This window comes from Alkalibacterium olivapovliticus (genome assembly GCF_003003275.1).
GTDB classification, from domain to species: Bacteria; Bacillota; Bacilli; order Lactobacillales; family Carnobacteriaceae_A; genus Alkalibacterium; species Alkalibacterium olivapovliticum.
In genome coordinates this window covers 76,759-88,359 of the sequence record NZ_PVTO01000002.1, presented here as the reverse complement: position 1 = coordinate 88,359, position 11,601 = coordinate 76,759, and the positions used below count along the sequence as shown (strand labels likewise).

Annotated in this window: 13 protein-coding genes and 1 tRNA gene; 12 read left to right on the top strand and 2 right to left on the bottom strand. The window is 37.9% G+C overall.

The genetic code is table 11. The features are described from left to right. Positions 1 to 123: 123 nt before the first annotated feature. The 9 genes from CLV38_RS01415 (at position 124) to CLV38_RS01375 (ending at position 6,347) form a co-directional block, all read left to right on the top strand. Entirely contained in the window at positions 124 to 381 is a 258-nt protein-coding gene (locus CLV38_RS01415; RefSeq protein ID WP_106190543.1) for an IreB family regulatory phosphoprotein, read from the top strand. Beyond that, a complete protein-coding gene (gene ruvX, locus CLV38_RS01410; RefSeq protein WP_106190540.1) occupies positions 382 to 807 on the top strand; it encodes a Holliday junction resolvase RuvX in 426 nt (141 codons plus the stop codon). A 13-nt stretch (positions 808 to 820) separates the two neighbouring features. Next, the gene (locus CLV38_RS01405; RefSeq protein WP_106190538.1) at positions 821 to 1,150 is read left to right on the top strand and encodes a DUF1292 domain-containing protein; all 330 of its coding nucleotides are present in this window, start codon (positions 821 to 823) and stop codon (positions 1,148 to 1,150) included. Positions 1,151 to 1,326: 176 nt separating this feature from the next. After that, positions 1,327 to 2,412 carry an endolytic transglycosylase MltG gene (gene mltG / locus CLV38_RS01400; protein WP_106190535.1) on the top strand — a complete coding sequence of 362 codons (1,086 nt, stop codon included), beginning with the start codon at positions 1,327 to 1,329 and terminating at the stop codon, positions 2,410 to 2,412. A gap of 83 nt (positions 2,413 to 2,495) precedes the next feature. Beyond that, on the top strand, positions 2,496 to 3,134 hold the full coding sequence (gene udk / locus CLV38_RS01395) for a uridine kinase (protein WP_106190533.1): 639 nt from the start codon (positions 2,496 to 2,498) through the stop codon (positions 3,132 to 3,134). 161 nt (positions 3,135 to 3,295) lie between these two features. Then, positions 3,296 to 3,769 (top strand): transcription elongation factor GreA, encoded by a 474-nt coding sequence (gene greA, locus CLV38_RS01390; protein ID WP_106190530.1) that lies wholly within the window; start codon positions 3,296 to 3,298, stop codon positions 3,767 to 3,769. A gap of 145 nt (positions 3,770 to 3,914) precedes the next feature. Further along, a complete protein-coding gene (liaF, locus tag CLV38_RS01385; protein ID WP_170068780.1) occupies positions 3,915 to 4,658 on the top strand; it encodes a cell wall-active antibiotics response protein LiaF in 744 nt (247 codons plus the stop codon). Next, positions 4,655 to 5,707, top strand: a complete 1,053-nt coding sequence (locus CLV38_RS01380) for a sensor histidine kinase (RefSeq protein WP_106190526.1) — start codon at positions 4,655 to 4,657, stop codon at positions 5,705 to 5,707. Before liaF ends, CLV38_RS01380 begins: the two co-directional genes overlap by 4 nt. A gap of 4 nt (positions 5,708 to 5,711) precedes the next feature. Then, positions 5,712 to 6,347 carry a response regulator transcription factor gene (locus tag CLV38_RS01375; RefSeq protein ID WP_106190524.1) on the top strand — a complete coding sequence of 212 codons (636 nt, stop codon included), beginning with the start codon at positions 5,712 to 5,714 and terminating at the stop codon, positions 6,345 to 6,347. A gap of 152 nt (positions 6,348 to 6,499) precedes the next feature. On the opposite strand, the gene rnjA is transcribed toward CLV38_RS01375, so the two are convergent. Then, positions 6,500 to 8,170: a ribonuclease J1 gene (rnjA, locus tag CLV38_RS01370; protein ID WP_106190521.1), complete on the bottom strand. Its 1,671-nt coding sequence runs from the start codon at positions 8,168 to 8,170 to the stop codon at positions 6,500 to 6,502. 242 nt (positions 8,171 to 8,412) lie between these two features. On the opposite strand from rnjA, the gene CLV38_RS01365 reads away from it, so the two are divergent. The 3 genes from CLV38_RS01365 (at position 8,413) to CLV38_RS01355 (ending at position 10,758) form a co-directional block, all read left to right on the top strand. Next, entirely contained in the window at positions 8,413 to 9,192 is a 780-nt protein-coding gene (locus tag CLV38_RS01365) for a Cof-type HAD-IIB family hydrolase (RefSeq protein ID WP_106190518.1), read from the top strand. Between the two features lie 113 nt (positions 9,193 to 9,305). Next, positions 9,306 to 9,378, top strand: a tRNA-Ala gene (locus CLV38_RS01360). Positions 9,379 to 9,423: 45 nt separating this feature from the next. Beyond that, positions 9,424 to 10,758: a DUF1576 domain-containing protein gene (locus CLV38_RS01355; protein WP_106190515.1), complete on the top strand. Its 1,335-nt coding sequence runs from the start codon at positions 9,424 to 9,426 to the stop codon at positions 10,756 to 10,758. A gap of 34 nt (positions 10,759 to 10,792) precedes the next feature. On the opposite strand, the gene def is transcribed toward CLV38_RS01355, so the two are convergent. Continuing rightward, positions 10,793 to 11,368, bottom strand: a complete 576-nt coding sequence (def, locus tag CLV38_RS01350) for a peptide deformylase (RefSeq protein WP_106190513.1) — start codon at positions 11,366 to 11,368, stop codon at positions 10,793 to 10,795. Between the last annotated feature and the right edge of the window lie 233 nt (positions 11,369 to 11,601).

Below are 11,601 nucleotides of genomic sequence, written 5' to 3'. Positions count from 1 at the left end.
AAGGGAAATCATGTTCAGATTACATTGTACTTTGACTCGTTTTCTAGTAAAATATAATCAAATAGAAACTTATTGAGAATTGAGCAATAAGGTTTTACGGAAAAAGTATGGAGGGAATAACTAATGAATTCAAATGACCATACCGTTCGTTTTAATGTTGAAAATGTAGACGAGCACAGTGTAGAAGAGACATTAAAAATTGTATACAAAGCTTTGGAAGAAAAAGGGTATAATCCCATCAACCAGATCGTTGGTTATCTTTTATCCGGAGATCCTGCGTATATTCCGCGCCACAATGATGCGCGTAACCTGATTAAAAGACACGAACGTGATGAAGTACTCGAAGAGCTTGTTACACACTATTTAAAGAGTGAAAAATAAATGCGGGTAATGGGTCTTGATGTGGGGTCCAAAACTGTTGGAGTTGCCGTCAGTGACTTATTCGGTTGGACTGCACAAGGAATTGAAACGGTTCAGATAAACGAATCTAAAAACGAATTTGGGTTTGAACGCCTGGGTGAGCTGATTAAAGAATATGAGGTTGAATCTATAGTCGTTGGATTGCCAAAAAATATGGATGGGTCTATCGGACCACGTGCCGAACTGTCTCTCACTTATGGTGAAAAACTGGAAGAACTATTTGCTCTGCCTATCATCTTTCAAGATGAACGCTTAACAACAATGCAGGCAACCCGTATGCTGATAGAAGAAGGAAACACGTCCCGAAAAAAGCGAAAAAAAGTTATCGACAAGCTGGCTGCCGTAATGATTTTACAAAACTACCTGGACCAGCAGTCAAATAAATAAAGGAGGCAATATAATGACAAAAGAGCATAACCATAACCATGATCACGATCATAACCACGAAGATGAGCACGAACACGAGTACATTACGATTATAGACGAAGAGGGCAATGAAGAGCTATACGAAATCCTGTTTACGTTTGATTCAGAGGATTTTGATAAATCGTACGTGCTGGTTTTCCCTTCTGGAACAACTGAAGGAGAAGAAGTTGAACTATCTGCATTTTCATACACTGAATCTGACGGCGGTTTAGAAGGTACACTTAGTGCTATCGAAACAGATGAAGAGTGGGAAATGATTGAAGAAGTTTTGAATACATTTATTAGTGATGAAGAATCTGATTAATTAAAAGGCAAAGGGATGGAGAGACTCTCCATCCTTTTTTAATGACTATGAAAAAGGGTTCGTATGGGAGGACTGTATTAAGAAATGTTTATGCGATCTAAAAATATCTTTCGATTAGATAGTAGATTGTGTATAATGATAAAGATAACTTACAAAGAAAAAAGGATGGACAGTATATGCCCAATAGACAATCTACTCATACTGTAAGAAAAATCGTTCTGAGTATTGTTTCTATATTAATAATTTTACTTATCGTATTAGCTGTTTCCGGCTATCATTATTATACGACGTCTTTAGAGCCTTTAGATCCGGAAAGTAATGAAGACTTACCGGTGGAGATTCCGATTGGATCTTCCCGAACAGACATAGCGCGTATTTTAGAGGAAAATAATATTATCCGAAGTGCATTTGTATTCAATTATCACTTGAGATTTACGGGTGAAGAGGGTTTTCAGGCAGGCTATTATCTGTTTTCTCCTGCGATGTCAACCGAAGAAATCGTCTGGTATCTTCAGGAAGGTGGTACGCCGATTACTGAGGAATCCACTGGCCGATTAACGATTCCTGAAGGGTATACCATAGAACAGGTGGCCATCGTAATTGAAAATCAGACAGACTATTCTATCGAAGATTTCTTTGAGTTGGTTGAAAGCGAAGAGTTCTTAAATGATATAGCGGAAGATTATCCACAATTACTCTCCGGCGCTATTGAACGGAGAGAAGAGACTCTTTACACGCTTGAAGGGTATTTATATCCTGCGACTTACGAATTTTTTGAGGAAACAACTCTTGAAGAGCTGGTGACACAAATGATATCTCAAATGCACAATGTGTTTGCCGGCTATTATGATGAAATCCAACAGAATGAAGCAACTGTTCATGAGATTCTCACTATGGCATCGTTTATTGAAAGAGAAGGCATCACTTACGAAGATCGTGAAGTCATTTCAGGTGTATTTTATAACCGACTGGCAATAGACATGCCGCTTCAGACAGACGTCAGTGTGACCTATGCACTGGGTGAGCATCAGGAGCGTATCACTTATGATGATCTGGAAGTGGATTCTCTCTATAACCTTTACGAACATAGAGGTCTGGGTCCTGGCCCCGTTAACAACCCGGATGAAGAATCGATCAGGGCAAGCATGTATCCGGCTGAGACAGACTATATGTTCTTTCTTGCAGATCTTTCTACCAGGCAAATATATTTCTCAGAAACATACGAACAGCACCTTGAATATCAAAATGAATACCTAAGATAGCATGAAGCATTGAGTTCATCACTGAGCTCAGTGCTTTTGTTGAGAGAGACATTTAAACTTAAATATGGAAGGATTCAAAAAACATGAGTAAGGTTAACAAACCGATAGTTATTGGCGTCACGGGAGGATCTGGAAGCGGAAAGACAAGTGTCAGTCAAGCCATCTATAATTATTTTCCCGGAAAATCAATCATGATGCTTGAACAGGATTCATATTATAAAAATCAGGATCATCTTAGTTTCGAAGATCGTTTAAAGACTAATTACGACCATCCTTTTGCATTTGATACGGATTTGCTGATCGAGCATTTGAATCAGTTGCTAGGCTATAACAGTATTGAAAAACCGGTGTATGATTATACAAGGCATACTAGAAGCGGCGATACGATCTTTCAGGATCCGAAAGAAGTCATTATTCTCGAAGGGATATTGATACTGGAAGATATCAGACTGAGAGAACTTATGGATATCAAATTATATGTTGATACCGATGATGACATAAGAATCATCAGACGGATCAAAAGAGATATTGAAGAACGGGGAAGAACCTTGGATAACGTTATTGACCAGTATCTGACAGTGGTTAAACCTATGCATGCCCAATTCATAGAACCAACCAAGAAATATGCTGATATCATTATTCCTGAAGGCGGCCGCAATCAAGTGGCTATTGATTTAATGACTACAAAGATTCATACTATATTTGAAGAGCGTGCCTTATAGTAAGGGACGCTTAATTTTTAAAAACGCTTTACATCATGATATGTTCATGGTATCTTAATTCCATTGAGAATTTAGTTGACAGTTTATTCTTAAATTATTTTAACATTTGCAACAATGAGCACAAATCAGAATCCTATTATTTTTATGAGGTGAAAGTATTGATGACAGAAAAAGTATACCCAATGACTGTAGAAGGCAAAGAAAAATTAGAAACCGAATTAAAACACTTAAAATCAGTTAAACGTAAAGAAGTAGTGGAACGAATCAAAATCGCACGTGGTTTCGGTGATTTATCAGAGAACTCTGAATATGAGTCAGCTAAAGATGAGCAGGCTTTTATTGAAGGACGTATCAGTACAATTGAAAATATGCTCCAGAACGCTCAAATCATAGACAGCTCTAACTCCAAAGATGGAGAAGTAACTCTAGGAAAATCTGTATCTTTTAAAGAATTGCCTGATGGTATTGAAGAAGAATATACGATTGTTGGTAAAGCGGAAGCAGATCCATTTTCAGGTAAAATCTCCAATGAATCTCCAATTGCTAAAGCAATCTTAGGCAAGCAGATTGGTGATCGCGTCCATATTACCACCCCTGGTGGAACAATGGAAGTTGAAGTAACTAACGTATTTTAATAATAAGTTGAACGGCCAAAAGAAGAGTTATCTTCTTTTGGCCGTTTTTTATGTAGTCCTTGAGACTGATTTTGTCAGTATGTTAGTGCTATTAAGTTTGAATTTAGATATACTTAACATATACCATCGAGAGGAGGAGTTACGCATGAGTTCAACTGTATATAAATCGGTCATGATATTACTATTTGTATGGTTGTTTTATCAAATATTTAACAGTTGGATGCTGCTGACATTTTTACTGACAGCATTACTTTTTTTGTTTTTATATAAAACTTCTCCTGGGACTAAAGCATCTAAATCACAGCAGTTGATTATCAGTGTGATCCTCTTCACCGCATCAGTTGTCTTCACAAATGCATTTTGGGCTATCATCAGCGTATTTCTAGTCGTTGAAATGAACACTGACAGTAAACTGTCCAGAACGGTGCGAGACCCCCTTTTTAGACGTAAACAGTACTGGCGGGAAAAAGATTTCGTTTCTGTCGACTTAACTAGTCATCTGGAAGAAGAGTCTAAGTTGAAATTCAGCAGAAATAAATGGTTTGGTGATGATTCCGTTGGAAAAGATGTTTTCAAGTGGGAGGATAAAAATTTTGTCAAAATAATGGGAGATTCATTTTTTGATTTGGGAAACACCATTATTCCTAAAAGAGAAAACACCATTATCATTAGAAAAGGAATAGGCGACATCAAGATTATCGTCCCCAAAGATATTGCATTATCTCTTGACATTAGTCTGGCTATTGGTAAATTGGTCATAGACAAAGAAGAGTATGATATGAAAAATGAAACGGTGAAATGGCAGAGTGACCATTATCATTCGTCGATCAGAAAACTGAGAATAGTATCAAACACGCTAGTCGGCGAAGTAGAGGTGATTTACTTATGAGAAAGGCTTTTTCTATTTTAAGTAAATTTTTCTTTCTCTATTTTTTCACCTTGTTGTTCATTACCGTCTTTATTTTACTTTCATTATCAGAAAATCAGTGGATTACAGTGCTCTATCAGGCTAATTTTGTAGGTGTCTCTCTGATTGTCTACCTGATTCTATTTTCATTTATCTTGTCGGCTGTAACACTGTCTTATCTTAAAGTATTCGAAAAGAAGAAGTTGAGAAAGGTAGCAGAAGGGTTGCGTATGATGAGCCAAGGGCACTATTCTGCCTCTATCTTTCTCGATATGTATTCACTGGATACGCCGTTACAGATCAATGAAGAAATCGATAAACAGTTTCTGAATTTACATGAAAAGCTGATGTTCATGGCAGATCAGGCATTGAAGAATGTACAGGAATCGATTGGAATCGATAACGAAACCAAAGAAGAAATTCTTGAAAAAGAAAGACACCGCATTGCCAGAGAACTGCATGACTCTGTCAGCCAGCAATTATTTGCGGCTTCTATGATGCTGTCTGCAGTTAATCAGCAAATCGATCACACCCCCGAGCCCATCATCAGGCAGTTAAAGATGATTGAACAGACTATTAATGCTTCTCAAACTGAAATGAGGGCGCTTCTTTTACATCTACGTCCCATTCAACTGGACGGAAAGTCACTTAAGCAGGGAATTGAACAGCTTTTAAAAGAATTGTCTTCAAAAATAGATATCAAAGTGCACTTTACGATTGAATCGCTAACAATGCCTCAAGCAATGGAAGACCATTTTTTTCGGATCGTTCAGGAATTATTATCTAATGTTCTTAGGCATGCAAAAGCACGTGAACTGGAAGTTTATTTAAATCAGAACGGCAATACTATCCAATTAAGTGTAATTGATGATGGGGTTGGGTTTGATGTGAAAGATAAAAGAACGGGTAGTTACGGGTTACATAATATTAGAGAAAGAATCGAAGGCATGGGTGGAAATGTTAGAGTCATATCATTAAAGGATGTAGGAACACGTATCGAAATAAACGTGCCTATAGTATCAGGAGGATAAAGGAATGATTCGATTATTATTGGTAGATGATCATGAAATGGTGAGACTTGGGTTATCGTCATTTTTTTCAATTCAGGAAGATTTCGAAGTAGTAGCTGAAGCTGAAAATGGAGAAATCGGTGTAGAACTTGCCTTGTCTCAAAAACCGGATATCATTTTAATGGATCTGGTAATGGAGGTAATGGATGGGACCGAAGCTACTCAGATTATCATGAAGAAATGGCCAGAAGCTAAAATCATGATACTGACCAGCTTTATTGATGATGAAAAAGTGTATCCTGCTATGCAGGCTGGTGCATGTGGGTATATTCTTAAAACATCTACCGCTCAGGAAATTGCACGTGCGGTAAGAGAAACATATAATGGACAGAATTACATTGAAGAAGAAGTCAATTCGATTATGGAAGAAAAGAAGGAAGAATCATCTAAACAATACCCTCATGAATTACTGACCAATAGAGAAAATGAAGTCCTTCAGCTTATAGCAAAAGGTTATACTAATCAGGAGATTGCAGATGAATTGTTTATTACGTTAAAAACAGTCAAAACTCATGTATCGAATATACTATCTAAACTGGATGTTGAAGATCGTACTCAAGTAGCTATATACGCGTTCAGACACGATTTAGTACAAGACTAAGGAACTACCTGTCGAATCCAACATTCTCCTTAAATTGACCGGCATCAGTCAATTGTTCTCTTTAAGGAAAGTGTTCAATGAGTAATGACGAATAGAGAACAGAAAAAAGGTTAGGAGGAATGAACGAACTATTCCTTCTAACCTTTTTGGTTTTAATTAGTTAAGATAACTGGTAATATGATCGGTTTTCTTTCAGTTTCTGCAAACAGGAATGATTTCACAGCATCTATCAAATCATTTCTCATTTTAAATTCATTAACTTGATCATGCTCGAACGATTTCTGAATGCTCTTGAAGGCAACTGTTTGTGCAGTCTGAATCAGCTCTTCAGATTCTCTCATATAAATAAATCCTCTTGAGATAATATCTGGACCGGCTAAAACCTCTTTTTTGTTGACGTCTATGGTGGCAACGACAACCACTAATCCGTTATCTGATAATAATTTACGGTCTCTGAGAACGACGTTGCCAATATCACCAATACCACTGCCGTCTACGTAAACGTCTTTAGCATCAAAATCTCCAGCACGTCTCGCAGATTCTTCGGTGAACGCAACAATCTGTCCATTATCCAGGACGAAACAGTTTTCTTCAGGAACACCAGTGTCTTGAGCGAGCTTGGAATGAATTTTCTGCATTCTGTGTTCACCGTGAATAGGAACAAAGTACTTGGGCTTCATCAATTGAAGCATCAGTTTCTGTTCTTCCTGTCCACCGTGACCCGATGTATGAATATTATTAATTTTACCGTGTATAACATTTGCTCCTGCCTCAAGTAGCTGGTTAATGACACGATTGACACTAACAGTGTTACCAGGGGTAGGAGAACTAGAAAAGATGACAGAGTCACCAGGTTGGATGGATATCTGTCTATGCGTTCCGTTAGCAATACGACTTAACGCTGCCATAGGTTCACCCTGAGAGCCAGTACATAAAATCAGCGTTTCATTTGCTTTGTATTTTTTTAATTCGTTTGGATGAATAAACGTGCCTTCTTCAGCTTGGATGTACCCTAATTCTTGACCGGTTTCCATTGCAGTAACCATACTTCGGCCAAATACAGCAATTTTTCTGCCCGTTTTGGCAGCTGCTTCCACAACCTGCTGACTTCTGGAGATATTGGAGGCAAACGTTGCGAAGATGATACGCCCGTCAATTTTGTTCATTAGATTACGGATTGACTCACCAACAACTTGTTCGGATTTAGTAAAATTAGGGACTTCAGCATTTGTACTATCAGACAGTAAAGCCAAAACACCTTCTTCACCGATTTTAGCCATTCTGTGAAGATTGGCTGGCTCGCCGACAGGGGTGAAATCAAACTTGAAATCTCCGGTTTGAACAATATTTCCATTTGGCGTCTTCACTACTATTCCGTAAGACTCCGGAACACTGTGAGTTGTTCTGAAAAATGAGATAGTTGTTTTACGGAATTTAATCACTGAATCCTCGTTAACTTCGTGAAGAGTAGCAGAACGGAGGAGATTATGTTCATTTAATTTATTTCTAATCAGAGCAAGTGCCAATTTATTAGCATATATCGGGATGTTTAATTGTTTTAAAAGGAAAGGGATACCGCCAACATGGTCTTCGTGACCGTGTGTGATAAATAAACCTCTGATTTTGTCCTGATTTTCAATCAGGTATGAGTAGTCTGGAATAACATAATCGATGCCTAACAGATCGTCCTCGGGGAATTTAATACCGGCATCAATCAGAATGATTTCGTCCTGAAATTGCACAGCGTATGTGTTTTTGCCTATTTCATTTAAACCACCGAGTGCATATACGGCAGTTTCATTGTTCTTAATATTTGGTTTCATCATTGGTCTCCTTATTTAATATAATTTTCAGTTTGCTAATGAATCTATTCAATCATGATTAATCTCATCAGGTCTGTTTAGTGACGAATAGTCACTGCTATAAATATTTTACCATAATGAAAATAATAAGTATAGGAAAGGAAATTTCATGAAAGAGGTGTCGCCTGCAAGTTTTGTCATTGAGAAGAACACTTTTTTTATATATAGTAGGGGAGGAGTTAAATTGAAAAGGACGTGTAGAATTGAAAAGTAATAAATTGTTTGTATTTGATATCGATGGGACACTGCTAGATGAGAATAAGACTATACCTGAGAGTACCAAGGAAGCAGTAAGACTATTGTCCCTTGAACACGAAGTCGCCATAGCGACTGGACGTAACCGCACGATGGCTTCAGATGTGATTAAAGAACTGAATATTGAAAACTATATTGTCTGTAATGGAGCAGCTGCATACTACAAAAATGACTCGATCTATACAAATTATTTAAATAAAAAAGAATTGGATGACTTGATAGAACTAGCTGATGAACATCAACATCAGATGGTTTATGAAACGGTTGACGAACTGAAGAGAAGAAACAGAAAACCTAATCAGCGAGTGGAAAAAGGAATGACTTTTGTCGGTTTCCCCGTACCAGAATACGATAAAAAGTTTTATCAGAAACAATCACTTGTCCAATGTCTGCTTTTTTATACCGAAGAAGAGGCCTCTATATACGAAGAACGCGGATTTGACCAATTTAGGTTTGTGAGATGGCACAAATCTGGAGTTGATGTTTTACCGGTTGATGGGTCAAAATATCTCACTATACAAAGGTTAGCGAACCATCTGGATATAGATAATAAAAATATAGTGGCATTTGGTGACGGCTTTAATGATATGGAAATGATAAAAAACGTGGGTATGGGAATAGCTATGGGGAATGCCGAGGAGGAAGTGAAAGAGGTCGCTGACATGGTTACAAGAAGCAGCAGTGATGATGGAATTCATGCTGCACTGAAAGAGTTAGGTTTTATTTAAAAGAATAGATAATTGTGTCAAACTTGTGAAAAAGCGCTTTATAAAGACACTTTATTTTACTGAAACAATAGACTTTTAACTGTCTTTCAGTAATAATTAAAAAGTGTCATTTTGGGGGTATAGCTCAGTTGGGAGAGCGCTTCGCTGGCAGCGAAGAGGTCGTCGGTTCGAGCCCGTCTATCTCCATACAAGATCAAAGTGTCCTGTACGCTAAAAAAAGGAGAAGCATAAGTGATTTCAGAAAACCAGTTGTATATTACACAGCATGATGTCATTTCTCAAAATGTGAAATATGGTTTTTTATTGAGTATTGCTTTACTGTTTGCTTCATTAGCTTTTGTTTTTAATACCCCTCTGGAAATTTACTCCGGTATGATCACTATTTTGACTTCACCAGCTAATTTGACAACTGATTATTTTGCATTAGCAAATGTAGGCGCAACATTATGCAATTCTGCGCTATTGACGGTTCATTCCATTGGCGTTATACGAATGACCAGAGCAAAAGTCAACGGTCCTATCATTGCGGCTGTTTTTACTGTTGCCGCGTTTTCTTTTTTCGGAAAGAATCTATATAATTCGATGCCGATCGTAATTGGAGCTTTTGCTTATGCTAGAGTTACAGAAGTACCGGCTGAAAAATCACTTCTCGCGGCCTTGTTTGGAACCGCTTTAGGTCCACTTGTCAGTGAAATCACCTTTAATATTGGCTTGCCGTTTCCTCTGGGTATTTTCTATGGCTACTTATTTGGCTTTATCGCCGGATTCGTCATCCCTCCATTAGCTAAACATTTTGTCGGATTTACCAAAGGGTTTAGTGTCTACAACGTAGGGTTTACCTGTGGAGTTGTAGGGACTATGTTTACATCCTTACTCAGAAGTACAGGTAGAAATATTGAACCCGTTTCAGTAATTTCAAGCGGTAACAATCAGGCCTTTACCATTATATTTTTATCTTTGTTTACATTTATGCTCATAAGCGGCTTATACTTAAACTCATGGACTTTAAATGGTTACAGTGCCCTTTTAAAACATTCAGGTCAATTGTCGACAGACTTCCTGAAAACGAATGGCTTTAGTGTTACGCTTATCAATATGGCACTGTTGGGCTATATATCTACGCTCTATGTCCTGTTTCACGGGGGAGAGTTAAACGGTCCTTCTATCGGTGGAATATTGACTGTGGTCGGTTTTGGAGCTTTCGGCAAACATATCAGAAATGTACTGCCGATATTGATCGGTGTTACATTGATGGGATTTTTAAATGATTATGATATGAGTGCAACATCAGTTGTCATAGCAGGGTTGTTTGGAACTACTATAGCACCAATAGCCGGACGGTACGGGACACTGATTGGTATTTTAGCTGGGGCTTTGCACCTTAGCGTCGTGAGTAACACTGGTTACCTGCATGGCGGAATTAATTTATACAATAATGGATTTGCAGGAGGCTTCGTGGCAGCCATCATGATTCCGCTGCTGGAAGCTGTACAATACCAGCAGGAGAAGAGAAAACAGTTGAGAGAACCTGTCGATCCTGCAGAAGAAATCAAAGTAAGCAAATAAAAAGAAGTGCGGATCATTCTCGCACTTCTTTTTTCTACTCTTCTTCAGATCCCAGGACCTCTATATTGTCAGGAAGAGCCAGAGGATTTTCAGGATCTATATGGTCGTAAAACATAACACCATTTAAATGATCGATTTCGTGTTGCACGACGATAGCCGGGAAGTCTCTTAAACGCACTTTTTTCTTTTCTCCGGTTAGTTCATAATACTCTAAAGTTACTCTTTTATGACGGGGGACATATCCGGGTACTTCACGGTCGACAGATAGACACCCTTCACCATCTGACAGACAAGTCTGTTGAACAGAATGACTGACAATTTTTGGATTAACGAGTATTGCACTGAACTCAGGATCAGAACTTTCAGGATCCTGTGACGGTACATGCACAGCAACCATTCTTTTTGAAACATCTACTTGAGGTGCTGCTATACCGACACCCGGTCTTAGTTCGTATTTTTCAGCTATTTCAGGATCCTGACTGTTAATTAGAAACGCCAGCAGTTCTTCTCCCAATTCAGTCATGCTGGAATCCAGTGGAAACGTCAGGGGTTCCGCTTTTTTTCTAAGTGTTGGATGTCCTTCTCTTATAACTTCATTCATTGTTATCATCATCATACCTCCTCGTATTATAGAACTCTTTTATTATTTTAACAGGTTTGGAGTCAAGTCGCATCTTAAAATACAATGACAGATAAAGTAAAACTATTCTAATAATAGATAGTGAAAACAATCACATTTAATTCCTTGAGAAAAATCTTAGTAGTACAAAATCATGCAGTAGAGCTCTTTTATATAACAGTTTTTTTCACTGTATTACTTTTGTTTGTAAGGATTAAATATCT